Source organism: Actibacterium lipolyticum, assembly GCF_900184935.1.
Taxonomy (GTDB): domain Bacteria; phylum Pseudomonadota; class Alphaproteobacteria; order Rhodobacterales; family Rhodobacteraceae; genus Actibacterium_A; species Actibacterium_A lipolyticum.
The window spans coordinates 234,263-259,802 of sequence record NZ_FXYE01000001.1 but is presented as its reverse complement, the minus strand read 5'-3'; the positions used below and the strand labels follow the sequence as shown (position 1 = coordinate 259,802).

Annotated in this window: 22 protein-coding genes; 16 read left to right on the top strand and 6 right to left on the bottom strand. The window is 57.7% G+C overall.

The window, feature by feature from the left end; all coding sequences use genetic code 11:
* The first annotated feature begins 150 nt into the window (after positions 1-150).
* From COL8621_RS01350 to COL8621_RS01310, 9 genes are all read left to right on the top strand, one after another.
* Positions 151-873, top strand: a complete 723-nt coding sequence (locus COL8621_RS01350) for a FadR/GntR family transcriptional regulator (RefSeq protein ID WP_093965546.1) — start codon at positions 151-153, stop codon at positions 871-873.
* Positions 874-1,095: 222 nt separating this feature from the next.
* On the top strand, positions 1,096-2,067 hold the full coding sequence (locus COL8621_RS01345; RefSeq protein WP_093965545.1) for a Bug family tripartite tricarboxylate transporter substrate binding protein: 972 nt from the start codon (positions 1,096-1,098) through the stop codon (positions 2,065-2,067).
* A 53-nt stretch (positions 2,068-2,120) separates the two neighbouring features.
* Positions 2,121-2,606 carry a tripartite tricarboxylate transporter TctB family protein gene (locus COL8621_RS01340; RefSeq protein ID WP_176438412.1) on the top strand — a complete coding sequence of 162 codons (486 nt, stop codon included), beginning with the start codon at positions 2,121-2,123 and terminating at the stop codon, positions 2,604-2,606.
* Positions 2,606-4,135, top strand: coding sequence for a tripartite tricarboxylate transporter permease (locus tag COL8621_RS01335; RefSeq protein ID WP_093965543.1), 1,530 nt, complete (start codon positions 2,606-2,608; stop codon positions 4,133-4,135). The genes COL8621_RS01340 and COL8621_RS01335 overlap by 1 nt, the downstream gene beginning before the upstream one ends.
* Positions 4,136-4,263: 128 nt before the next feature.
* Positions 4,264-5,169, top strand: a complete 906-nt coding sequence (gene kdgD, locus COL8621_RS01330; RefSeq protein WP_093965542.1) for a 5-dehydro-4-deoxyglucarate dehydratase — start codon at positions 4,264-4,266, stop codon at positions 5,167-5,169.
* Positions 5,170-5,298: 129 nt separating this feature from the next.
* Positions 5,299-7,041: an acetate--CoA ligase gene (gene acsA / locus COL8621_RS01325; RefSeq protein ID WP_093965541.1), complete on the top strand. Its 1,743-nt coding sequence runs from the start codon at positions 5,299-5,301 to the stop codon at positions 7,039-7,041.
* Complete coding sequence (pdhA, locus tag COL8621_RS01320; RefSeq protein WP_093965540.1) at positions 7,038-9,038, top strand: pyruvate dehydrogenase (acetyl-transferring) E1 component subunit alpha; 2,001 nt, start codon at positions 7,038-7,040, stop codon at positions 9,036-9,038. The genes acsA and pdhA overlap by 4 nt, the downstream gene beginning before the upstream one ends.
* 4 nt (positions 9,039-9,042) lie before the next feature.
* Positions 9,043-10,215 (top strand): dihydrolipoamide acetyltransferase family protein, encoded by a 1,173-nt coding sequence (locus tag COL8621_RS01315; protein WP_093965539.1) that lies wholly within the window; start codon positions 9,043-9,045, stop codon positions 10,213-10,215.
* The gene (locus tag COL8621_RS01310; protein ID WP_093965538.1) at positions 10,212-10,457 is read left to right on the top strand and encodes an acyl carrier protein; all 246 of its coding nucleotides are present in this window, start codon (positions 10,212-10,214) and stop codon (positions 10,455-10,457) included. Before COL8621_RS01315 ends, COL8621_RS01310 begins: the two co-directional genes overlap by 4 nt.
* Positions 10,458-10,657: 200 nt before the next feature.
* On the opposite strand, the gene COL8621_RS01305 is transcribed toward COL8621_RS01310, so the two are convergent.
* A complete protein-coding gene (locus COL8621_RS01305) occupies positions 10,658-11,593 on the bottom strand; it encodes a MurR/RpiR family transcriptional regulator (RefSeq protein ID WP_093965537.1) in 936 nt (311 codons plus the stop codon).
* A 184-nt stretch (positions 11,594-11,777) separates the two neighbouring features.
* Here COL8621_RS01305 and COL8621_RS01300 point away from each other — a divergent pair, with 184 nt between their 5' ends.
* The 6 genes from COL8621_RS01300 to COL8621_RS01275 all read left to right on the top strand — a co-directional run bounded on the left by COL8621_RS01300 (position 11,778) and on the right by COL8621_RS01275 (position 17,761).
* Positions 11,778-12,299, top strand: a complete 522-nt coding sequence (locus COL8621_RS01300) for a TRAP transporter small permease (protein WP_093965536.1) — start codon at positions 11,778-11,780, stop codon at positions 12,297-12,299.
* On the top strand, positions 12,296-13,579 hold the full coding sequence (locus COL8621_RS01295) for a TRAP transporter large permease (RefSeq protein WP_093965535.1): 1,284 nt from the start codon (positions 12,296-12,298) through the stop codon (positions 13,577-13,579). Before COL8621_RS01300 ends, COL8621_RS01295 begins: the two co-directional genes overlap by 4 nt.
* A 36-nt stretch (positions 13,580-13,615) precedes the next feature.
* The gene (locus COL8621_RS01290; protein ID WP_093965534.1) at positions 13,616-14,656 is read left to right on the top strand and encodes a TRAP transporter substrate-binding protein; all 1,041 of its coding nucleotides are present in this window, start codon (positions 13,616-13,618) and stop codon (positions 14,654-14,656) included.
* 87 nt (positions 14,657-14,743) lie between these two features.
* Entirely contained in the window at positions 14,744-16,210 is a 1,467-nt protein-coding gene (locus COL8621_RS01285; RefSeq protein WP_093965533.1) for a M81 family metallopeptidase, read from the top strand.
* The gene (locus COL8621_RS01280; protein ID WP_093965532.1) at positions 16,210-17,262 is read left to right on the top strand and encodes a D-TA family PLP-dependent enzyme; all 1,053 of its coding nucleotides are present in this window, start codon (positions 16,210-16,212) and stop codon (positions 17,260-17,262) included. Before COL8621_RS01285 ends, COL8621_RS01280 begins: the two co-directional genes overlap by 1 nt.
* A 94-nt stretch (positions 17,263-17,356) precedes the next feature.
* Positions 17,357-17,761: a RidA family protein gene (locus COL8621_RS01275; RefSeq protein ID WP_093965531.1), complete on the top strand. Its 405-nt coding sequence runs from the start codon at positions 17,357-17,359 to the stop codon at positions 17,759-17,761.
* A gap of 87 nt (positions 17,762-17,848) precedes the next feature.
* Here COL8621_RS01275 and COL8621_RS19345 read toward each other — a convergent pair whose 3' ends face one another.
* Complete coding sequence (locus COL8621_RS19345; protein WP_268875504.1) at positions 17,849-17,983, bottom strand: hypothetical protein; 135 nt, start codon at positions 17,981-17,983, stop codon at positions 17,849-17,851.
* On the opposite strand from COL8621_RS19345, the gene ilvD reads away from it, so the two are divergent.
* On the top strand, positions 17,982-19,814 hold the full coding sequence (gene ilvD, locus COL8621_RS01270; RefSeq protein WP_093965530.1) for a dihydroxy-acid dehydratase: 1,833 nt from the start codon (positions 17,982-17,984) through the stop codon (positions 19,812-19,814). The genes COL8621_RS19345 and ilvD overlap by 2 nt on opposite strands.
* Positions 19,815-19,889: 75 nt before the next feature.
* Here ilvD and COL8621_RS01265 read toward each other — a convergent pair whose 3' ends face one another.
* The 4 genes from COL8621_RS01265 to COL8621_RS01250 form a co-directional block, all read right to left on the bottom strand.
* The gene (locus COL8621_RS01265; protein WP_093965529.1) at positions 19,890-20,633 is read right to left on the bottom strand and encodes an SDR family NAD(P)-dependent oxidoreductase; all 744 of its coding nucleotides are present in this window, start codon (positions 20,631-20,633) and stop codon (positions 19,890-19,892) included.
* 47 nt (positions 20,634-20,680) lie between these two features.
* Complete coding sequence (locus COL8621_RS01260; protein ID WP_093965528.1) at positions 20,681-22,990, bottom strand: heparinase II/III domain-containing protein; 2,310 nt, start codon at positions 22,988-22,990, stop codon at positions 20,681-20,683.
* An 81-nt stretch (positions 22,991-23,071) separates the two neighbouring features.
* Positions 23,072-24,616 (bottom strand): type 2 periplasmic-binding domain-containing protein, encoded by a 1,545-nt coding sequence (locus tag COL8621_RS01255; RefSeq protein WP_235823681.1) that lies wholly within the window; start codon positions 24,614-24,616, stop codon positions 23,072-23,074.
* Positions 24,617-24,648: 32 nt separating this feature from the next.
* Positions 24,649-25,530 carry a carbohydrate ABC transporter permease gene (locus COL8621_RS01250; RefSeq protein WP_093965527.1) on the bottom strand — a complete coding sequence of 294 codons (882 nt, stop codon included), beginning with the start codon at positions 25,528-25,530 and terminating at the stop codon, positions 24,649-24,651.
* Between the last annotated feature and the right edge of the window lie 10 nt (positions 25,531-25,540).

The window sequence follows — 25,540 nt, the reverse complement described above, 5'->3', positions numbered from 1 at the left end:
CATCTTCTGGGCGGCAAAAATCGGTCCGGATAGCCGCCGCAGCCAGACTTATAATACAACTTCTGAAATTTAATAAGTTCAATTCCTCAACCGGGTCATGTTAGCCTAATCCACAAGTACGCAGCTAAGGTGGCGACAGGGTAAAGCGACGTGACAAAATACGGGTATCTTGCAGAAGAAATTGAACGCGACCTGCGCGAGGCAATCGCCGATGGGACATACAGCCCCGGCGCTAAGCTTCCGACAGAAAGCGCGCTTGGCACACAATATGGCGTCAGCCGAACAGTCGTCCGAGAGGCGATTGCAGGCCTACGTGCGTCGGGGATCGTAAATTCACGGCGCGGGAGTGGGGTCTTTGTTGCGCCAGAGGGCGCGTTTTCAGGAAAAGCGGATGGCATATTTGTGGACGTCCCTTCGGGCAAGGTTCCCGAAGTTATTGATGCGCTGGAACTGCGCGCCGCCGTTGAAATAGAGGCCGCACGCCTTGCAGCCCAGCGCGCATCACAGGCGCAAATCCTGACAATTCACATGCGCCAGCGAGAGTTCGAAGAAAAGCTAAGCGATGAAGAACCCCTTGATGCAGAAGACCAAGCATTTCACGAAGCCATCGCGCAGGCCACGAACAACAGCTCTTTCGTTGAATTCATGCGGCACCTTGGGCGGCGCACAATTCCGCGCGCGAACCTAAGCCCCACGCATCGCACCGAACAATACCAGCAATATATGTCACAACTTAAGCTGGAGCATCGCGCCATTGCCGAAGCGATAGAGGCGCGCGACGTCGAAGGCGCAGCCGACGCCATGGGCACCCACCTGCGCGGGTCACTTGCGCGGTATCGCGAACTTGCACGACAAATTAAACACAAGTTGTAATACAACATTGACCGATTACTGAAATCGTCATACTAGCTTCGTCACGGCGCCATTGGCCGGGATTCGGGGCGAACACTCCCCTGCTCGGGCCATGCTTGCGGCCCCGCGGCGCGCATCAACGCGTGTCGCTGAACGAGAGGCCAGTCCAAGGTTAGTCATCTGCTTCGCCACCGCAGGGCGGCGCGGTTCTTGGGCCTGGCAATGTGATCGACAGGAGGAGCTATGACTATTTTCAAAACAGTTGCGCTGGGAATTGGCCTGACGCTGGGCGCGACGGCGGCCTATGCCGAATACCCTGAAAAAGACATCCGCATTATCGTGCCTTGGGGCGCCGGTGGCGGCACCGATGGGATCGTGCGCAAACTTGCGACCATCGCAGAGCAGGAAATCGGCGCGTCGATGTATGTTGAAAATATCGAAGGCGGCATTTCCGCAACCGGTGTTTCACAACTGATGGGCGCTGAACCCGACGGGTACACGATTGGCGTACTGACATACGACAGCGTCGTCACTGTGCCGTGGCAAAATCTGGTGCCCGACTACAGCCTTGATCGGCTGAACCTGATCGCGCGGGTAACCAGCGAACCTGACGCTTTGATCGTTTCCACGGACTCGGATTACAAAACCATCGAAGATGTGCTTGCCGACGCCAAGGAACGCCCCGGCAAAGTCATCATCGGCATTCAGAACATCGGCTCTCGGCTTCACCTTGCGGCCCTTCAGCTTCAAGAAGAAACTGGGACCGAATTCAAACTGATCGCCTATCCTGGCGGTGCCGCTGCGCAAAAAGAAGCGATGCTAAACGGCGAAGTCCAAATCGTTTCGACCAGCCTTGGTGATTTCTCTTCGCTGCTGGACGACGACAAGGCGATGGGCGTGGTTGAATTCACCGACGCACAGAACCTGACCTACACGTCTGTTCCAACGGCTGCTGCCAAGGGGCTGGATCTGCGTATGGGCAGCTTTATCGTTGTTGCCGCCCCTGCCGGTGTTCCCGAAGACGTTGCTCAGAAAGTCGAAGGCGCGTTCCAAACGGCGCTGGAAAGCGACGAGTTTCAAAGCTGGGTGTCTAAGATTGGGGTGACTCCAAACTGGCTTGGCACGGCTGAAGTGACCGATTGGACCAACGCGACCGCCGAAGCGATTTATCGCGATCTGGATAAGCTGGTCGAAGATGGCGTGATTTCAAAGTGAACTTTTGGCCGCGACTTCGGTTGCGGCCATTTTCTTGCAGGGAGGAATACCTAGTGCAAGTTCAAAGACTGAAGGCCATCGGTCTGCCGCTGGCCATCGCATTATTGACGGTTGTCTATGCCTTCGGCGTCCTAAACATCCGGTCCCAGTTCGACGAAGGCTTAGTTGGGCCGCAGTTCCTGCCGACCGTTCTGGTCTTATTGTCATTGGCCATGTGTGCGGTGATTGCCCTTCGCGATATCCGCAAGCTGGACACATCATCTGAACCGGCCCAACAGGCCGACGCAGACACCCGCGCGCTGCAACTTAGAACTGCGGGCCTTTTCGTGGCCATCGTCGCCTTCATCGCGACGTTCAAACCACTTGGCTACGCGGCATCGACAACAGCATTTTCCTGGGTCGTACTTTGGCTGTTCAGCTTCGGCGTCGGCCAACCCGCCCTTCGGGCAGCAGTGGCCGTCGCCGTTTCAGCGGCTGGTTATGCCCTGTTCGCCTTAGCATTCGGCGCCCATATTCCACTTGGGCCGGAGGCATTTTGATGGACTTTGCAAACCACCTTATCGTCGGCGTCTTTCAGGTGCTGGAACCCTATAACCTTGCCTTCTTAATTGGCGGGTTTCTGATCGGCACCTTCTTTGGATCGGTGCCCGGCCTGACATCCGTTCTGGCCGTCGCTCTTCTTTTGCCGATGACCTATTCAATCGACGTGGTGCCGGCGCTGATCATGTGCGCCTCCATCTTTATGGCGGGCATGTATTCGGGGTCGATCACCGCCGTCACGATCAATATTCCCGGCGCACCGTCTTCGATGATGACCGCGCTGGATGGGAACAAATTGATGCGAAAGGGCCACGGCGCGAATGCACTTGGACATGCCGCCTTGGGATCGATGATCGGCGGAACGATTGGGGCGTTGCTGCTTATCGCGCTGATGCCTATGGCGGCCGAATTGACGCTGTTAATCCGCACCACCGGGAAATTCGCGCTGGTTATGTTTGCCCTGATCGTCATCGTTCTGGTGCAGCGTGAAGACGTTCCAAAGGCTGTTCTAACAACCGTCTTGGGCATGATGATCGCCACCATCGGAATCGACGTGATGCAGCCCGTTCCGCGGTTCCACTATGGCACCGGCACCTTGGTTGAGGGCATCGACATGATGCCCGTTATTATCGGTGTTTTCGCTTTGGCTGAATTGATGGTTCAGATGCGAACCGGCGGCGATGGCCCCTCGGGCGAAGAGATGCGCCGCGCCGCGCGCAGCATGAAACGGCGCGATCTTGTCCCCAAACTGGCAGAGGTCCGCCAGATCGGACTGTGGGGTTACCTAAAGGCGTCACTGACGGGGTACGGGATTGGCCTTTTGCCCGGTGTTGGCGGATCAATGGCCGCCTTCGTTGCCTATGCCGACGCAAAGCGCAGCGAACGCCCCGATGATATTCTGGGCGAAGGCAGCAGGCGCGGTGTCGCCGTATCCGAGGCCGCGAACAACGGCATGTGCGGCGGCGCGTTTGTACCGATGCTGATGTTCGGCATTCCTGGTGATCCGACAACAGCCATCGTTCTTGGCGTGTTGGTCATCAACGGGATTCAGCCGGGCGCAAAGCTGGTTGAAACACAGGCTGATATGATCGCGCCGATGTTCATATCGCTGTTGTTCAGCGCGATGTTCCTGATTCCGCTAACGCTTTATCTGCTGGGCCCGCTGTTTATCCGGATCGTGTCGATCCCGCGTGGCATCCTTTACGCCGGGATCGCGGTCATGGCGCTTATGGGAAGCTACGTCGCGACGATTTCGGTGTTCCAAATGGCGCTTGCCGCGATCTTTGGCCTTTTCGCATATTTCCTGCGCCGCCAAGGGTACCCGGTTGTCTCTCTTCTTCTTGGATTCATTCTAGGGCCGGACCTTGAGCTTTACCTAAGGCGAAGCCTTTCGCTTAGCGATGGGGATCCGACGATATTCCTGACCAACATGGACAGCCTGTTTTTCATCATTCTAAGCGGCATCTTTATCTACCTGATGGGAATTTTGCCGTGGCTGAAAAAGAAAAAGAGCTTGGCACAGACATAACACCACCAAGGCGCCGCGCGCCGGCGCCTTCCCAATAACGTCACCGCACTGGCTGCCCCTCTGCCGCGCTTTGGCAAAGGCTGGGACAGTGCGCGCCGATTATCAGTTGAAAACGAAGGACGACACCAATGAAACCGCAGCTTTTGAAGCAAACACTTGGATCGGGGCTTTTGTCTTTTCCGGTCACCCACTTTGGCGCAGATGGGCGTTTCGCGCCGGACAGCTATATGGCGCACGTGGAATGGCTGTCAGGATATGACGCGCCGGTTCTGTTCGCCGCTGGCGGCACCGGAGAGTTCTTTTCACTGTCGCCCGACGAAATCCCGGCGATCGTAAAAAGCGCCAAGGAAAGCGCGGGACAGACGGCGATTGTATCGGGTTGTGGTTACGGCACTGAAATGGCCACCAGCATCGCAAAAGCCGCGCAAGCCGCCGGTGCCGACGGCATTTTGCTGCTGCCCCATTACCTGATCGACGCCCCCCAAGAAGGGCTGTTTCAGCATGTTAAACAGGTCTGCGACAGCGTTGACATCGGTGTCATGGTCTATAACCGCGACAACGCCGTACTAGAGCCTGACACACTGGCGCGTCTTTGTGATGCGTGCCCGAATTTGATCGGTTTCAAAGACGGCACGGGCGACATTGGCCTTGTCCGTCAGATCACCGCGAAAATGGGCGATCGGCTGACCTATCTAGGTGGCATGCCCACAGCCGAGCTTTTCGCAGAAGCATATTTAGGTGCCGGGTTCACAACCTATTCGTCCGCCGTATTCAACTTTGTCCCCGGGCTTGCTGTTGATTTCTATAAGGCACTGCGTGCGGGTGAAGCGGCAACCTGTGAACGCATCCTGAACGACTTCTTCTATCCGTTCATGACGATCCGCAACCGATCGAAGGGGTATGCCGTATCAGCGATTAAGGCCGGTGTCCGGCTGCAAGGGTTCGACGCGGGGCCGGTACGCGCCCCCATAACCGACCTGAATGACGCCGAGATGGCAATGATGGAAAAACTGATCGCGCCCTACAAACGCTGACTAAGACTGCCCCTCGGCCCCGGCGGGTCGGGGGGAAGTCGTCATGTGACGCCCTGCCCCGGGCATTCTTGACCTACGTCATAGTGGCCTGCGCCATGGATGCATACCCTAACCACAGGGGGAGCAATCATGACCTGGCCAACGATACCCAAGGACAACGCAACACGCAGCGCAGCCAATCTGACAGATGCGGTCCGCGCTCAGTTCAACTGGGAAGATGCGCGCGACATGCTGGATGGGTTGCCGAACGGCGGGCTTAACATCGCGCACGAAGCACTTGATCGCCACGTCACGGCGGGCCATGGCGATCAGGTCGCGATCCGCTGGATCAGCAAAGACGGTGATCGGCAGGACCTCACCTATGCTGGGCTTTGCGCCGACGCCGCCCGTTTCGCAAACGTGCTTTCCGAACATGGCCTGAAACCCGGCGCGCGCGTCTATTCGTTGCTTGGGCGGGTGCCAGAGCTTTACGCCGCTGCCCTTGGTACGCTGAAGGCAGGCATGACTTTCACCCCGCTGTTTGCCGCGTTCGGCCCCGAACCGATCAAGTCGCGGATGGAAATTGGCGAAGGCAACGTTCTTGTCACCACAGAGTCCCTGTACCGCAAGAAGGTCGCGGGGTGGCGCAACGATATTGGCTCGTTAAAGCTGGTGCTGATCCTAAGCGATGGCCCGATGCCTGAAAACTGCGTTGCCTTGCGCCCAGCCATGGATGCCGCCGAAGACAGGTTCGAAACAGCACAGACGAAGGACGATGACATTGCGCTGATCCACTTCACCTCGGGCACGACGGGCAAGCCAAAGGGCGCGGTTCATGTCCATGGGGCGGTTGTGGCGCATGCTGCGACGGGGCGCTTTGCGCTCGACCTTAAACCGGGGGATATCTACTGGTGTACCGCTGATCCCGGCTGGGTCACGGGCACATCCTATGGCATCATTGCGCCCTTGGTGAACCGGGTAACCATGATCGTCGACGAGGCGGAGTTCGACCTCGACCGGTGGTATGGCATCTTGCAAGACGAAGCCGTGCAGGTCTGGTACACGGCACCCACCGCCATCCGCATGCTGATGCGGGCGGGCAAGGACGCTGCAAAGCCCTATGATTTCAGCAACCTGCGATTTCTTGCCAGCGTAGGAGAGCCCCTGAACCCCGAAGGCGTGGTCTGGAGCAGGGACGTATTCGGCAAGCCGTTCCACGACAATTGGTGGCAGACCGAAACAGGCGGCATCATGATCGCCAACACCCCTGAAATGGACATCCAGCCGGGTTCGATGGGAAAGCCATTGCCCGGCATCGAAGCTGGCATCGTGAACACGGAAAACGGTGCGGTGCGCGAATGTAAGCCGGGCGAAATCGGCGAACTCGCGCTGCGCCCCGGATGGCCCTCAATGATGCGTGCCTATCTCAACGAACAGGCCCGATATGACAAATGCTTTGTCGGCGGCTGGTACCTGTCCGGCGACCTCGCAATGCGGGACAAGGACGGGTATTTTTGGTTCGTTGGGCGCGCCGACGACCTGATCAAATCCTCGGGCCATCTTATCGGCCCGTTCGAGGTGGAAAGCGCGCTTATTGAACATGACGCGATTGCCGAAGCCGCTGTTATCGGCCTTCCGGATGAAACCGCTGGCGAGGTGGTGACAGCCTATGTTGCCCTAAACCCCGGTTTCGAACCGTCCGAAGCGCTGGAACGGGATATCCGGGGCTTGGCACGCAAACGGCTTGGCGCAGCCGTTGCACCGCGCGAAATCATCTTTCGCAAGCAGCTCCCCAAAACCCGTTCGGGTAAAATCATGCGCCGCCTTCTGAAGGCCCGGGAACTTGGCCTGCCCGAAGGTGATATTTCCACGCTAGAGGCGGACGAAAAATGACAGCCGACACCAAACCCCACCTAAGCCGGACCCACGTGCATGATTTGCTGCGCGGCATGATCCGTATCCGCCGTTTTGAAGATAAGTGCGCCGAACTTTACACGCGCGAAAATATCCGCGGCTTTCTGCATCTTTATGATGGCGAAGAGGCCGTGGCGATGGGCGTAATCCCGGTTCTTGGGCCGGATGACCGTGTCGTCGCCACCTATCGCGAACACGGCCACGCCTTAGCGCGCGGCATCCCCATGGGCCCGATCATGGCCGAGATGTACGGCAAGGCCAACGGATGTTCCGGCGGGCGCGGCGGCTCCATGCATCTGTTTGATGCGGGCAGTAATTTCTATGGTGGCAATGCGATTGTCGGTGGCGGCCTGCCGCTGGCTGCTGGTCTGGGTTTGGCGGATCGGATGACCGGCGAAAAGAACGTCACCGCCTGTTTCTTCGGCGAAGGCGCTGTGGCGGAAGGCGAATTTCACGAGTCAATGAACCTGGCCGAGCTTTGGGATCTGCCCGTGCTTTGGGTTTGCGAAAACAACGGCTATGCGATGGGCTCCGCGCTGGCCCGCACGGAATCGCGGACCGACATCCACGCCAAGGCGGCCGCCTATGGTATCGAAAGCGAAGTGGTCGATGGCATGGATGTGGTCGCTGTCGAATCCGCCACCCGCCGCGCTGTGGCAAAGATCAGGGAAACCGGGCGCCCCTATCTGATTGAGGCGCGCACCTATCGTTTTCGTCCGCATTCGATGTTTGACGCACAGCTTTATCGCGACAAAGCCGAAATAGCCGAGTGGCGCGAAAAAGGGCCGATCGTCCGGTTTCAGGGATGGCTTCTGGAAAACGGGCTGATCCACGAGGCCGAAATCGCCGAAATGACTGCCCAGATCGACGCCGAGATAGCCGAAGCCGTCGCCTTTGCCGAAGCAGGTGAATGGGAGCCGGTCGAAACCCTGACAAAGCACGTCATGGCCGAGGATCGCGCAACAACGCCGGTCGCGCCCGAACCAGCGGGTGAGATGATCGAAACCACCTACCGCGAGGCCGTCAAACAGGCGATCCGCGAAGCCATGTTAGAAGACGACCGCGTATTTCTGATGGGCGAGGACGTCGGCGCATACGGTGGATGCTATGCGGTTTCCAAAGGTTTGATGGCCGAATTTGGCGAAGACCGCATCCGCGATACGCCCCTGTCGGAATCCGGGTTTACCGGTGCAGGCATCGGTGCGGCGGCGGCGGGTTTGCGGCCCATCGTAGAGCTTATGACAGTTAATTTTTCCATGCTCGCGCTGGATCAGATTCTGAACACCGCCGCCACGATCCGCCACATGTCAGGCGGTCAATTTGGCTGCCCCGTGGTGATCCGCATGGCAACTGGCGCGGGCAAACAGCTTGCGGCGCAGCACTCTCATTCGCTCGAAGGGTGGTACGCGCATATACCGGGGCTTCGCGTTCTGGCCCCCGCAACGCTTGAGGATGCGCGCGGCATGCTGCTGACCGCCCTCGAAGATCCCGACCCGGTTCTGATCTTTGAAAACGTCATGCTTTACAACATGGCCGGCAAGATCGCAGCGAACGCCGGAGCCGTCGATATCGACAAGGCAGCGATCCGAAGGCCGGGCACGGATGTGTCCCTGATCACCTATGGGGGTTCGCTGTTCAAAACGATGGAAGCGGCTGAGGAACTGGCCAAAGAAGGGATTGAGGCAGAGGTGATAGATCTGCGCAGCCTTCGCCCGCTTGATGATGAAACCATACTTGCCTCGGTCGCGCGCACCCGTCGCGCCGTGGTGGTGGACGAAGGGTGGCGCACCGGATCGCTGGCGGCAGAGGTATCGGCCCGGATCATCGAAGGCGCGTTCTGGCGGCTGGATGCCCCCATCGGGCGGGTCTGTTCGGCCGAAGTTCCGATCCCCTATGCGGCGCATCTGGAACAGGCGGCGATCCCGCAGGTGTCGGCCATCGTTGCCGCCGCGCGTGCCGCGATGGGCAAGGGGTAATCCGATGGCTGTTTTTGCCATGCCGTCGCTTGGTGCTGATATGGAAGCGGGCACCTTGGTTGAGTGGATGATTAATCCGGGTGACACCGTCGCCCGCGGCGATGTCGTCGCGGTCGTCGAAACCCAGAAGGGCGCAATTGAGATCGAGTGTTTTGAGGAAGGGATCGTCGAAACGCTTAACGCCGAAATCGGGGACACACTTGCAGTGGGGGCACCCTTGGCCACCATCCGCGCGCCCGGCGAAAAGGTTGCACCCACAGCAGAACCCAAACCGGACGTTCCCCCGCCGACGGCCCCTGCCCCAGTACCGACCGCGCCCGCGCCAACCGTTGTGCCGCAGGCTGGCGAAACACCGCTCGCGTCCCCTGCCGCACGGGTTCTTGCCGCAGAACGGGGCATCGACCTTGCCGCGCTTACAGGCACCGGCCCGGGCGGCGCGGTTCTTTTGGCGGATGTCGAAAGCGCCCCGTTTGAGAAAGCCCCCGTAAAAAGCAGCGCCAAGCCCGGGCTTGATATGGCCGCTATGCGCACTGCCATCGCCAACGCCATGGCCCGATCAAAACGCGAAATCCCGCATTACTATCTAAGCCAAACCATCGATTTGCAGGCCGCCACCGACTGGCTGGCCGCAACCAACGCAACGCGCACGCCCGATACGCGCCTTTTGATGGGGGCACTGTTCGTCAAGGCCACGGCTTTGGCTGCTTCGCAAGTTCCACAGATGAATGGCCACTACAACGGCGAAGGCTTTCACCCAGCCAAAAGTGTTCATGCCGGTGTTGCGGTTGCGCTGCGTGGTGGCGGGCTTGTGGCACCCGCGCTGCATGATGCCGAAACCCTGCCGCTGAATACCCTTATGACACAGATGCGGGATCTGGTCGCCCGCGCGCGCAGCGGGCGGCTGCGCTCTTCGGAAATGACCGATGGCACCATCACCGTCTCGGCGATGGGCGACACCGGCGCGGATGCCATGGCTGCCGTGATCTACCCGCCACAGGTTGCCATTGTCGGCTTTGGCGCGCCCGTTACCCGGCCATGGATCATTGGTGACACGATCGCCCAGCGCATGACCGTCACCGTCACCCTGTCGGCCGATCACCGTGTCAGCGATGGCCGCCGCGGTGCCAAATTTCTGGCCGCACTCGACGCGGCACTACAAACCCCGGAGGCCCTATGACCGACGCCGACATCCGCAAAGCATTTCTGGAAGAACTGACCCAAGTCGCCCCGGACATCGAACCGGACGACGTCGGCGATGATGATCACCTGCAAGACGATCTTGAACTCGACTCGATGGATTTCCTGAACCTTGTCACGGCGCTTCACCAACGGCTCGGCGTCGACATTCCAGAAAGCGAGTATCCGAAAATCGCGACTCTGGCGCTTGCGGTCGTGTATTTGAAAGGGCGAATCAGCTGACGTGCATGGTCGCGGATCGCCCAGCGCAATGACGCTTGCCGCAATCATCGCCAGCGTGCCACTGTCTGACCTCAGCACCGATAGCACAGTTTAGGGCGATATGATCGTGGTCCTGTCGGGCGTGCCGTTCGGACATATCGGCAGCACAAACAACATCCGCATCGCCACCTTCCGTTGAACCTGCATTCAAACCCGAAGCGTTAGTCGCCCAACGGCTGTGGCCCCGTCCGGCCGTGGTATGCGGTCAAGGATGCGCGAATGCGGCGTAGGTTCTCTACGGTTTCTTTGGACATGTCCTGTGCAACCGACATCGCCAAAGCGTCGATCAAGGTAAGATGCGCGTACCTCGAGGCTGTGGGCTTGTAGATATCGCTGTCTTCCGGGATATCCACAACGATCGGGATTTTTGCGACGTTGGCCAAACGGGTGTTGGGCTTGGTTATGCAGATCGTTGTCGCGCCATAACCGGCCGCTATCTCTGCCGCGCCGACAATTGCATCGGCTTCGCCGCTGGCGGAAATCAGGAAAAGGACATCTCCGGGCCCTAGGGTCGCGGCGCGCATTTGCAGGATATAGCTATCGCTTGCCGCAAACGAAGGAATGCCAAGCCGAAAGAACCGGTTGGATGCCTCGTGGGCGACAGTTGATGATCCGCCGCCAATCCCAGCGAAAAGAAGATGCCGCGTATTCAGTATTGCAGTCTTAGCCTCATCAAGCGCGTCGGTATCGATCTGTTGACGCATGGCATTGGCAGTCGCGAACAAAGCGCCCAGAACTTGGTCCAACGCTGTGTCACTGCCCAGTACCGACTGTTCAGGATTTGCGGAAAGGTATTGGATGCTGACGGCCAGATTCTGCGCAAGGCGAAGCTTGAACTCGCGAAACCCATCGCAGCCCAGCGTGCGGCAGAACCGAATGACCGTGGGTTTACTGACACCACAATTCTTTGCGAGATCGCCGATTGTCATTGAACTAATCTCTTCGAGATGCCCTTTGACATAGTCAGCTACTTTTTGCTCTTGCGCGGCGAAATGCCCGTCATGATGAGACAACGCAGAGATCACATCGGTGACACCGGGTTTCCCCTTATTTGGGGGCAATTGGTTAGGAGCCGGGTTGCTGTCAGTCTTGGTCACAGGATTATTCCTACTTGGCGCCGCTTGTGTACCTAAGTTACGTGAAGCTGAAATAATCGGCAACCCAAAGCTCAAAATACGTCAATTTCTCCAACAATATGTAACTCAGTAACACTTTTTCCTTGTTTCCGGGAAATCCAAGGGTATCGTGTACCTAAGTTACAGAATCGCAAGGGGGTCGAAGATGCGAAACTGGTCGGAAAGGGCAAGTGCTCGGATCAACACGGCGGTGGAAGCCATTGTTGCGATGTTGATGGCAGCCTTGGTGCTTGATGTCTGGCTTGGCGTCGCAGATCGATACTATTTTCACTGGCAACTACCCTGGCCCGAGGTTCTGGCGCGTTATCTGATGATCTGGGCCGCGCTGCTGGCTGTGTCCTCTGGCGTGGCGCGGCGGGATCATATCGGCCTAACAGCGTTTATTATGGTCCTGCCGTATCAAATGCGTCGGGCAGTGTTGATCCTGATTGATATCCTCGCCCTTGCCCTTTTCATCTATGTCGCTTGGTTCGGCATCGCCTTTGCGCAAAGCGGCGCACCGCGCCAAGCCATGATCTTTGGGGCGAGCCTTGCGCCATTCTACGCCGCCGTTCCCGTTGCCGCGACCTTATCCGCTGTCCAACTCGTCCTTGTCCTACTTCGGGATATGGGCGGGCATGTTGATCAGCCTCCGTTTAACGACCACATGGCGGAGAAGATTTCATGATTGTCGCCATCGCATTCGTTGTCCTTATCCTATTTGGCATGCCGATTGGCTTTGCGATCGGGCTTGCGGGCGTCATCGGCCTGATCGACATGGGCGGCACCCAGTTCCTAGCCATCGGTCCCAGCAAGATTTTCAATGGCCTGAACATCTTCCCGTTCCTCGCCATGCCCTTCTTTATCCTTGCTGGCGAAATCATGAACGACATTGGCATCACCAGCCGACTGGTGAAGCTGGCGCAGGTTCTTGTGGGTCGTTTCCGGGGTGGCCTGGCCCACACCAATATGCTGGCTTCGGTGTTCTTCGCCGGATTGACCGGATCGGCCACCGCCGACGCTGCTGCCTTTGGCCGGACGCTGGTCCCGGCAATGGTGAAAGAGGGTTACAAGCGCGACTATGCCTGTGCAGTCACGGCCGCTGGCTCCATCATCGGGCCGACCATTCCGCCATCAGGGCTGATGGTTGTTTACGGCTCGCTTATGGGGGTGTCGATTGCGGGGCTGTTTGCCGCTGGCATTCTTCCCGGTCTGGTTATCTGCTTGGTTTGCATGGCGGTCATCGCCATCGGCGGCAAGCGTGAAAACCTACCCAAGGCCGCACGTGGCGCAACCCCGCGTGAAATCTGGGACACGTTTGTATCTTCGCTGACCGCACTTGCCATGCCGGTGATTATCTTGGGCGGCATTCTGGGCGGCATCGTTACGCCAACCGAGGCCGCATCAATCGCGGTGGCCTATGCGGTGTTCATTGGGGTCTTTGTCTATCGCACGCTGACCTTCAAAGGTTTTTACGCGATGCTGGTGCGCACCGCCCGGATCACGGGGGTCATTTTTGTCATCATCGCCTTTGCTGGCATCCTGGGCTGGTGGATGAGCTTTGAACGCATCCCACAACTGATTGCCGAAACTGTCCTTGGTCTTTCCGATAACCGCTATGCCGTCATCGCGATCATCATTGGCCTATTGCTGGTCGTCGGCATGGTGATGGATATCACCGCAATCTTGATAATTCTGGCACCCGTTCTGGTGCCGCTGACCGAACAGGTCGGGCTAGAGCCGATACATGCTGGCATCATCTTTGTTCTGGCGCTGAACATCTCGTTGATGACACCGCCGGTGGGGGCCTGCCTTTTCGTTCTTTCATCCGTAACTGGCGAGCGACTTGAACGTATCTCAATCAAATTGTTTCCGTTCTTGATCGCCGAAATTGCCATCCTGTTTGCCTTTGCCTTCTGGGAGGACGCGGCTCTGTGGCTCCCCAGATTGCTGGGTTTTGCTCAGTAACCAAATTTTCAAAACCAACTTAAAAGGAGAAACCCTATGAAAACGACCCTGACAGGCGCGGCCATCGCTGCGACCCTATTCGCCGGAAGCGCATTCGCAGACGGTGGCACCATCCGGTTCGGCCACGACAACAAGACCGATCCGTTTGAAAACCCGGCCCACGCCTGCACGGCGGTATTTTCAAACCTCGTAACGTCCGGCACGAACGGAAGCGTCAACGTCGAAGTATTCGGCTCAAACCAGCTTGGCTCTGCGGCGGAACACGTTCAGCAGGTTCGTGACGGCATCATTCAGGCGACCCTGACTTCGACTGGCGCACTGGCCAGCTATTACCCGCGCATCGACGTTTTGAACCTGCCTTTCGCATTCAACGGCAATGCATCCACATACGCGGTTTTTGATGGCGACTTCGGTGATGCCCTTGCCGCAGACATTGAGGCCGAACTGGGCGACGTTGTTGTCCTTGGCTTTCCCGACACCGGCGGGTTCTTCGCCGTTACAAACTCCAAGCATCAAATTGCAGATCTGAAAGACTTCGAAGGTATTCGCATCCGCACGATGACCCTGCCGTCGCACCAGACAATCATGCAATCGCTTGGCGCAGAAGCCTATCCTCTGGCATGGGGCGAGGTGTATTCCGGCCTGCAAACCGGTGTCATCGACGGGCAAATGAACCCGGTTCCGATCATCTCGTTCGCGAACTTCGCCGAAGTTCAGAAGTATATGACGCTGACCAATCACCTGTTTTCGCCCTATACGATGATGATCAACCGCGCCTTCTTTGAGGGTCTGTCGGACAGCGAGCAAGCGACCATTCGCACCGCCGCCGAAAACTGCGTCACCGCCAGCAGGGGCCTGTCACGTATCATCGAAGCTTCTGATCGTGGGCTGGCCGGGCTGATGGACGACATCGAAGTCACCGCCCTGACGGACGAACAGCGTTCAGCAATGGCTGGCGCCGCACAGCCCGCATTTGAAGCACATGTCGCTGAAAACATGGACGAACGCGCGGGCGAACTACTTGGCATGTTTAAGGCCGCCGTGGCTGAGGCAAACGCCTCCACCTACCTGAACTGATCCTCCCGTCCGCCGAGGCAACTCGGCGGGCTTCAAAGGTCGGGGGAGTCATGATGCCCCCGACGCCTCAAACATACTGGAAAACCCTTGCGGATATTTTGTGCATCACTCGCGACCGAGACGAATACGTTCTCTCCACTGCGCATGGATTTTTCCGACTTCGAGCAGAGCTTTTATGCAGCACCCGGTGCGCACCCTGAAACGCCAACCCTTTGCAGCGCTGTGTTTCCCGCGCTTAGGAAACAGGCAAAAACCGGCGCGTTTGACCTGATCGAAGGAACGGCAACTTGGGCCGAACCCGGCGGATTGCTGAACGCCAAAACCTGGCAGCGCCTTCGCGATGAGGTCTTGGACCAAGTTCGGGCCGCTATGCCGCTGGACGGCGTTGTGCTTGGCCTGCACGGCGCGATGATTGCCGAAGGATGCGTCGATTGCGAAGGCGTCCTGATCGAAGCTGTGCGTGCAATTGTTGGCGATACGGCGATCATCGGGGTCAGCTTTGATCCGCACAGCCATCTTAGCCAAAAGCGCGTTGATAACGCAGACATCATCACCGTCTTCAAAGAATTCCCGCACACGGACTTTGTCGAAGCAGGCGAGGCCTGCGTTGACCTGACGCTTAGGGCCATCCGGGGCGAGATTAAGCCGACACTGTCCGTGTTTGACGTTCGAATGATGGACGTGTTGCCCACCAGCCGCGACCCTATGCGCGGCTTCGTCGACAAGCTTAAGTCGTTGGAGCAATCCGGCGAGGTTCTTTCCGTTTCAACCATTCACGGGTTCATGGCTGGCGATTCCCCCGATCTGGGTGCGAAGATCATTGTGGTAACAGACAACGACACGGCCAAAGGCGACCGGATAGCAGCCGAGTTGGGGATGGAGCTTTTCTCTTTTCGTGGTCAGACCAAACCCGATTTCATGACAGCATCCGCTGCATTGCAAATGGCAGCCCAAGCACCGCAGGGGCCTGTTGTTATTGCCGATGTGTGGGACAATCCGGGCGGCGGTGTTGCCGGCGATTCCACCTTGATGCTTCGCGAGGCTATGGCGCAGAACTTGCAATCCGCGGCCTTCGGAACAATTTGGGATCCAATGGCGGTACGCCTGTGCCATGCCGCGGGCGAAGGTGCCACGCTTGACTTGCGCCTTGGCGGGAAAACCTCGGCCCATGCGGGCGCCCCTGTCGATGCGCAGGTCACAGTCATCAGAAACCAACGCGATGCTGTGCAAAGCTTTGGCACATCCGTTGTCCCGCTTGGTGATTGTTCTGTCGTTCAGATTGGCGGGATTGACGTGGTGCTTAATTCCAATCGCAGTCAGGCCTTTTCACCGGACCTGTTCACCAATCTGGGTATAAACATTGCCGACAAGAAGGTTTTGGTTGTGAAGTCGACCAACCACTTTCACGGCGCGTTTGCCAGCGTGGCGGCCGATATCATCTATGCCGCTGTCGACGGGCCTTACCCGAATGACCCGACAACGACGCCATACAAACGACTAGCCCGCGCGATCTGGCCCATTGTCGATGATCCTCATCAGAAGGAGCTGACCTGATGTTTCCAGAAACTGATACGCCAGCGGTGCTGATTGACCTTGATATCGCCGAGGCGAACATCGACCGATTTCAGGCACATTGCGATCAGCACATGCTGAAGCTTCGCCCGCATATCAAAACCCATAAACTGCCGATGCTGGCAAAACGCCAGATAGCGGCCGGGGCAATTGGGATTACGTGCCAAAAGATAAGCGAAGCCGAGGCGATGATTGCCGACGGCGGCGTCGAAGACGTTCTGATCACGTTCAACATAATCGGCGATGAAAAGCTGCGCCGGTTACGCGCCCTAGCCGACAAAGTACGGCTGAGCGTTGTTGCAGATAACACCGCGACAATCGACGGCCTGTCGTCGGCTTTCGCGGATGCGGACAGACCGCTGACCGTTTTGGTCGAATGCGATACCGGCGCGGCACGCTGCGGTGTGATGACACCACAGGCGGCCGCCGAACTCGCAGCATATATCGCTGAAAAGCCGGGGCTCTCGTTTGGTGGGTTAATGACATATCCGCCGACCGGGAAGGCACCCGCAGTGCAGAAATGGCTGACCGACGCAAAGACCCGAATAGAGGCATTGGGGCTGGACGTACCTGTCATTTCCAGCGGCGGCTCGCCCGACATGTGGCAGGCGCAAGACGTCCCCGTTGCCACGGAATACCGCATCGGAACGTATGTCTATAATGATCGCTCCTTACAGAGCCGGGGCGTCTGCACATGGGACGATTGCGCGCTTAGCGTGCTTGTCACTATCGTCTCGGTTCCCGACAACACTCGTGCGGTTGTCGATGCCGGAAGCAAGGTTTTGACATCAGATCTGCTGGGGCTTGATGGGCACGGCCACGTTTTGGGCAGACCCGATATCAAGGTCGCCAGCTTGTCTGAGGAACACGGCGTGCTTACGGCCCCGGCGATCAACCTGAAAGTTGGCGACCGCCTGCGGATCGTTCCCAACCATGCCTGTGTGGTCAGCAACATGATGGACCATGTCCAATTGATACGCGGAGGCTCCGCACTTGGCCCTCAACTGGTCGCGGCGCGTGGCAAGGTCTGGTGAAAGCCCAAGGCCCGGCTAAACCGGCGACCATATCCGCCAGACGTTGATCCGCGCCCTTTAAATCCTCAATCCAAACATCAAAGGAAGCTTAGATATGAGCAGCAAGAAAATTGAACGTCTCGGCGATGATCGGACTGGCGCGGGTGGGCAACCCCTTCCGTTTGCCCCTGCTGTCCGGGCTGGCGACTTCGTCTTCATCTCTGGCCAAGTCGCAATGAAGGAAAACGGCGAAATCGAAGCCGGCGGCATCGAAAGCCAAACCCGTAAGACGATGGAAAACCTGATTAACGCGCTGGCACTGGCCGATTGCACGCTAGACGACATTGCCAAAGTCGGCGTCTGGCTTGATGACCCACGCGATTTCTGGACCTTCAACCGCATCTACGCGAGCTATTTCCCAAATGGCGGCCCTGCTCGCTCTACAGTGCGGTCACAGATCATGGTCGATGCCAAGGTCGAGATTGATGCCGTTGTCTACAAACCGCTTGACCAAAGCTGATCTGGCCAGCCCACCAACAGTTGCGCGGATGACGGCCTTAACCATCATCCGCGCAAACGCTTAGCAAAAGTCGGCGCGGCCTCTCTCTCATACGTGGCGCAACTGGGCCGCCTCTTTGGAAATAATGCTCATTCCCATTTGTCCTTTGGCATGGATTTGCGCCATATAGTGCTGATCGCGCAAAGACGCTTCGTAGAAGACAGCCAGAGAGAGAGATTTCATGCCCCGCTATCGTTCAAGAACAACCACACATGGTCGCAATATGGCTGGGGCCCGTGGCTTGTGGCGTGCCACCGGCGTTGCCGATTCAGATTTCGGCAAGCCGATCATTGCTGTCGTGAATTCATTCACACAGTTCGTGCCCGGCCACGTGCATCTGAAAGATCTGGGTCAGCTCGTCGCCCGCGAGATTGAAAAGTCCGGCGGCATCGCGAAAGAGTTCAACACGATCGCTGTCGATGACGGTATCGCGATGGGCCACGACGGGATGCTGTACTCCCTCCCTTCGCGCGAACTGATCGCGGATTCGGTAGAATACATGGTCAACGCCCATTGCGCGGATGCGATGGTGTGTATCTCGAATTGCGACAAGATCACGCCGGGCATGTTGATGGCCGCGATGCGGTTGAACATCCCCGTGATCTTTGTGTCCGGCGGCCCGATGGAGGCAGGCAAGGTCACGCTGGAAGACGGCACCGTCAAAGCGCTTGATCTGGTGGACGCAATGGTTGCCGCCGCGGATGACGCCATAAGCGAAGCGCAGGTCACCGCGATTGAACAGGCGGCCTGTCCAACGTGTGGGTCATGCTCTGGCATGTTCACCGCCAATTCGATGAACTGCCTTACCGAAGCGTTGGGCCTGTCCCTGCCCGGCAACGGATCGACCCTTGCCACACACTCCGACCGTGAACGTTTGTTCCTAGAGGCTGGCCAGCGGATCGTTGGCTTGGCCAAGCGGTATTACGAAGACGATGACGCCAGCGTTCTGCCACGCTCCATCGCCAATTTCGCAGCGTTTGAAAATGCGATGACGCTGGATATTTCTATGGGTGGTTCGACCAACACGGTATTGCACCTGTTGGCAATGGCGCATGAAGGCGGCGTTGATTTCACGATGGCGGATATTGATCGGCTGTCACGCAACGTGCCCGTGCTTTGCAAAGTGGCCCCCGCCAAAAGCGACGTGCATATGGAAGACGTGCATCGCGCCGGTGGCATCTTCGCCATTCTCGGAGAGCTTGCCCGCGCCGGGCTGATCGACACATCGTGCGGGTCGATCCACGAGGCATCATTGGGCGATGCTATCCAGAAGTGGGATATCACGCAAACTACTGACGAAGATGTGCTGAACTTCTACCGTGCGGCCCCCGGCGGCGTACCAACGCAAACCGCGTTTTCGCAGTCGCGTCGTTATAAAGAGGTAGATGCAGATCGCCAAAAGGGTGTGATCCGCGACGCCGAACATGCGTTTTCCCAAGATGGCGGTCTGGCTGTTCTGTTTGGCAATCTGGCCGAAGATGGCTGTATCGTCAAAACCGCAGGCGTGGATGAATCGATCCTCAAATTCTCTGGCCCTGCCAAGATTTTTGAAAGCCAAGATGACGCTGTTTCCGGCATTCTGACCGGCAAGGTTGTCCCCGGTGAGATCGTGCTGATCCGCTATGAGGGGCCACGCGGTGGGCCAGGTATGCAGGAAATGCTGTATCCGACCAGCTATCTGAAATCTAAGGGCCTGGGCAAATCATGCGCCTTGGTCACAGATGGCCGGTTTTCCGGCGGTTCGTCGGGCCTCTCCATCGGGCACGTTTCCCCCGAAGCGGCCGAGGGCGGCTTGATCGGCGTTGTTGAATCTGGCGACTTGATCGAAATCGACATTCCGAACCGTATCATCCACCTTGCCGTAGATGATGAAACACTGGCCGCGCGCCGTGCTAAAAAGGACGCCGAAGGCTGGAAACCGGCAGAGCCGCGCAAGCGGGCCGTGTCTACGGCGCTTAAGGCCTATGCGTCGATGACCAGCAGTGCCGCCAAAGGGGCTGTTCGCATCCTGTGATGCCCAACACTTGACTGGTGCCCCAACCTTCCGCCAACCGCTAAGATCGATTGACGGAAGGTTGGGATCTGGCGTTTAGCTGAAAAGCATGCCGCCGTTGATGTCGACATTCACGCCAGTCATGAACCCGCTGTCGTCAGAGGCAAGGAAGGCGACCGCGTTTGCGATGTCCTCTGGCGTGCCCTGACGTTTCACTGGGGCGGCGGCCTCGAAACCGCGGCGCGCTTGATCAGGCGTAAAGATGTTGTGGAAATCCGTGTCCACCATGCCGGGGCAAAGCGCGTTCACGCGAATGTCTGGGCCAAGCTCTTTGGCCAAGCCCCGCGTGAACGTCATCACAGCACCCTTAGACGTGGCATAGGCCGCCGCACCGGGGCCACCACCGTCACGCCCTGCTTGGCTTGCAAGATTGACGATCGCGCCTGTTTCCATATGCGCCAAAGCCGCCTTCACCATCAAGAAGACGCTGGTAAGGTTAAGGTCCATCACCTTTTGCCAATGTTCCAGGTCCATCTCGCGCACAGATTTCCGCGCGACGAGCCCGCCGGAGTTGTTGACCAGAACATGCAGCCCGCCAAAGGTGTCGACGGTGGTCTGAACTAGGTTCGTTACCTGTTCAGGGTCGTTCAGGTCGCCCTGAACGGCGATGGCATTACCGCCTTGCCCCTTAATATGCGCAACCACCTTTTCTGCCCCGGCAGCGGAGGAGAAATAGTTGATCGCGACATTCGCGCCCTCAGAAGCAAGCTTGATCGCGCAGGCAGCACCAATGTCGCGGCCACCCCCCGTGACGATGGCGGTTTGTCCTTTGAAACGCATGAGTTTTCCTTCCTATGGATAGTGACACCGGTTCGCGGCGGTGTGGTTCAAGTGTTTGCGAGCTTTTTCATGACTACCTTGAAGGTATTCTCGTCCGCGTCGGTAAAATAAAGATCCGCATCGTAGCCTTGGTCATCCATGAAGTTGAAGATCCGCTTGGGCTTGTCGAGCTTATAGGGCACCAGCAGTGTCGCGATACGGTGGCGTGTGGCTGCAGGATAGCGCGCGGTCAGAAAGGTGCTGACGGGCAACCCTTCGTAATCGCTTGGGTCTACATCGGGGAAATCCGTCGTTTGCGTGATGTCCGGCTTGCCAGCCTCAGACCAAACTACCTGCCCGTAAAAGCCAGCACGCTTGCCCGTATTACGGAAAGAGGTTTTGCCCAGTTCGTAGGGGTTGTTCGCGTGAAGCAGCCAGTCGACGGTCACAGGCGTTTCAGCGTCGACCTTATCTACGATCACGAAATAGCTGTTACGCACGAAATAGATTTCGCGTTCGGCCATCGTCACTTCGGGCGACAGGCTTTGATAGGCAGCGGTGGCATCCCCGTGGATAAAGATGTGGTCTTCGCGCTCCTCCGCGGCAAGGATGCGGCCCGTGGCGGCCATCGCCTTGGCCTTATCCTTTTCAGCGTACTGTCCTTTGCCGTTGATCAGGATCGCGTTTTTTGAACGCGTCTGCCGCCGCCATTGTCTGTGCATGGTCGAGTTGAAGGCAACATAATAACCCGACTGGATGGCCAGATCTTCACCATATGCGGCAAGACAAAAGGCGTTCTGATCGCCATGGCTGTGGCTGATTGATCCAAAGGGTGAGGACTTAAATACGAACTGGATGTGTTCATCCGGGTTGGCCATCTCATGCTGAACGCCGACCCAACCGATCCCTCTGAAATGTCGCATGCCGCCTTCGGGCGCTGTGGCCGCGACCTCGGGGTAATCGGTGCGAAAGGCCATCTCGTCAAAATTGGTGTCCCACCAACCCCAGTTGTAAAATGCCCCTTCCGTGCCCGGGTTAAGGCGCAGGTTTTCTTCGCAATACCATTGATAAGCACCGTTGCCAGTGACGCCGCCAAGTTGGCGAAGGTTCAACCCGGTCTTGATGCAAGGCAGATCGCCCTGCGTGCTGTCATCGCCAAAGGTGGCACGGCGCGTATTCGGTGCCTTGCAGAACAGCGGGAAATCCCCGGTGTTGCGCAGGAAGGGACGGTTATAAAGATCAATCCCGGTGAACGATTTCAGACGGTTGGCGGCATCGATAAGATAGCCCACCCCCATCATCCAGTAATTCGTTCCCTCGGCCCAGCCGCCTTCGGCGTCGCCCCAAGGCGAATAGACGGTGGACAGGAATTCGATGCAATAATTCAGCCAGTCGCGCGCCTCGTCGTTCTCGTCCTCTCCCAGCAGGGCAATACAGGCCGGGATCAACGTCAAAGAGACGGATCGGACCGCGTGACTGTCATACGGAAAGAGGTGGATCTTCGCATTATTGATGGCGTGTTCCGCGATGTCGCGCGTACGTGCCAAAAGTGCTGTGCGGACGGTGGCGCGCTCGTCTTCGGTCAAATCGTCGTGCAGCCAGTCATAGCCCCACGCAAGCGCGTTGTTCACACGATAGGCCCATTCGTCAGTGTAGGCACGGGATGTCACCCCCATCGGATCCCAAGAGGCAACCTCTAGCAGCCATTCCTTGGCCCGCGCGGTCATCTCTTCGTTGCCTGTTACGGCACCACCGATCGCAAGGTGGCGGATCGCGTACCAAACCTCTTGCAGGTCGATGTAGGTCTGCCGCCAGACAGACGCGATGCGCTGATGGTTGGGATAGCCAGCAGGCTCTTTCATTACGTCGCGCTTAACCCAAGGCAGTACAGATTTTTCATAGAATACGTCCCATGCACAGTGGGTCGGATCCTTTGCCACGGCATCACGGAACGCAGCCAGCCGCGCACTGTCAAGCCAGAGGCGCGGGTGGGTTGTAACGGACTTGGCGAAACGTGCTTCGCGCGGGGGAAGTGGCGATTCCGGCAGGCCCTCTGCGATCGTGAAAGCACGGGTAGTTGACCATGTCGTCAGCGGTTTCCCCGCGTCGTCGCACACCGCATAAGACCAGCTATATTCACCTGCGGGCAAAGGTGCGTCGGGGGTAAACATGTTCCAACGGATCGGACCAAATTGCAGTTCCTCGCCCCCGTCGGCAGGCGTGATGCGCAAAGCATAAAGCGCTTCGTCTTCCAGTACTGGAAGCCACGTGAACCGCGGCGGGTTCTCTGTGATTTCCTGCTCTGCCGTGGGCGAGTACTGGATGGTCAGGCGACCCGCTTGGGGCTCGTCGAGCGTGGGAATGGCGGTGCCGGTCATAGGGCGTCTTTCGGATCGGATGAAAGGAATGTGGGGGCGCGCAGTCCTTCGCGCGCCCCGCAAGTTTTTTTTCAAAAGGGGTTAGTTGTACTGGCGCTGATAGGCCGCGTTCATCACTTCCAGCACGTCGTTCAGGCCCATTTTTTCCAGCTGAGCGATATAGTCGTCCCACTCTGCCTCAACGTCGCCATTGCCGAGGATCCAAGCCTGCTGACGTTCAAGCATATAGGTACGCATCTGTACGAAATGCTTGTCGATGACTTTCTGTTCGGCTTCGTTCAGCGCAACACCCAAGAACTGGTCGATCAGGTAGTCACCCGCGTCATAAAGCGCGATGCCTTCCAGCGCGAACTCGTTAGTCCACTGCTTTTCGTACTCATAGTCCATGTAATAGCCACGCGCTTGAAGCTGGCCACCAATGGCCCAAAGCTGCGCGTTAACAGGCCCCGCCTCCAAGAACTCTTTCTTGAAAGTCGGCTTACCATCAACAAGGTCGTACTGTTCGCCTTCGACACCGAAGTTGGCCAACGTACGGCCTTCGCCGCCAAACCAATAATCGAAATACTTGATGGTTTCGACGGGATGCTGATTTCCAGCGCCCATGGCCCAACCGTCAGGTTTTACAGGAATGCGGCGATGCTCTTCGATGCGGTCGCCGTTGACGTTCGCCGGTGGTGCCATCGCTTTGAATTCAAAGCCTTCGATCGTATCGGCCAAGCGGTTGTAGCCGCCGGTTGATGCAAACCAATCGTGGGTCGCCCCGCCAAGGTTTTCCGAAAGCAGATATTCACGCGAAGACGAACCGCGGGTGAAAATTTCCAAGTCGATCAGGCCTTCTTCGTACCAGCGCGCAAGGTTTTTGATGCCTTCACGATAGCCAACTTCGGCATAAGGATGCTTGATCACACCGTCTTCGACATAGAAGTCGTGATAGGTGTCAGACCCGGACGAACGGCCACCCCAAAGAGTAACCAGACGGATCAGTTCTTCCCACTGACGCGCAAAATAGGGAACTTCGTCCGCCATGCCGTTGCCGTTGGGATCTTGTGTCTTGAAAGCGCGCAGGGCGGCTTCGTATTCCTCAACCGTTTGCGGCACTTCTAGACCCAGCTTGTCCAACCAGTCGGTGCGGATCCAGAAGGCCCGACCGTATTTGCCGTCGGGAGTGTAAGGCAGGTAATAAATGTTGCCATCCGCCGACGTGATTGCCGACTTAAGGCCCGGAACCTTTTCGAAAGCAGCGCGAATATTCGGCGCGTGCTCTTCGATCAGATCGTTCAGCGGCATGAAGGCCCCCTGCGGGCCATACTCGTCAGTTGTTTCCTTGACGCGCGCAGAACCCACGATGTCCGGGATTTTGCCAGTCGCCAGCAACAGGTTCATTGCCTCGCCGGAATTGGTAGAGTTCGCACCGACGGTCGCATCTGTCAGGCAGATGTTGGTCGCCGCGCATGCCGCTTTTTCGACCGGCCAGTTTTCATCATAGCCGATGGAGCGTTTGTGGTGCAGGTGGATTGTCAGCTCAAGCGGCTTTTCCGAGATCTTGGAGCTGTGGCCCTCTGCAAACGCTGGCGCTGTCAGCCCCGTTGTTGCCATTGCAAAGGCCGCGATCGTAAGTTTACGCATTTCTCCCTCCCTGGATTTAGGTGCGTTAGGTTTCATTCCTTCACCCCGCCCAACAAGATGCCCTTGTTGAAGTACTTCTGGACGAAGGGGTAAATCAGCAGAACCGGGATGATCGAACAGACGATGATCGCGGCCGTGACAGTCTCGACCGAGTAAGTCGCGGTCAGCAGTGAACCGGCGAATTCGTCATCGTCCGACAAAGCCGTAATGGTGTGGCGCAGATAGACCTGAAGCGGGATTTTCCCCTCATCCGTCAACAGAACCATGGCCCAGAAAAACCCGTTCCAACGCGCCACGATGCAAAACAGCGTGATCGTGGCGATTGCGGGTTTGGACAGCGGCACAAAGACTTTCCACAGGACTTGGAATTCATTGGCGCCATCCATCCGCGCGGCTTCTTCAAAAGAGCTGGGGATGCTTTCAAAGAAATTGCGCAAGAGGATGATGTTGAAGGCGTTGACGGCGAAACCGATGATGATACCGAAATAGCTATCCAGCAGCCCCAGATCGCGCATGTTCAGCCAGAAGGGGATCATGCCAGCGTTGAACCACATGGTGAACGCCACCATCAGGTTCCAAAACCGTCGCCCCAGAAGCTGAGGACGCGACAGTGCATACGCCCCGGGGATCACGATCAGCAGGCTCACGAAAGTTCCACCAAACGTGTAGATGAAGGTGTTTTTGTAAGAGTTCCAGAACGCTGGCTCAGACAAAATCCGGCTATAGGCACCCAGCGTCGCATCGACCGGAGATAAAACCACCAGCCCCGCCCGTGCAGCAAACCCCGAAGAAAAGGACATCGCAAGGATGTACAGAAAGGGATAAAGCGTCGAGAGCGTAAACAGCCCCACCAGCACCATGTTGATACGGACAAAGGTTTTGTCGCCGCGGGAATAAAGATTCATGTTTGCCATTGCTTGACCC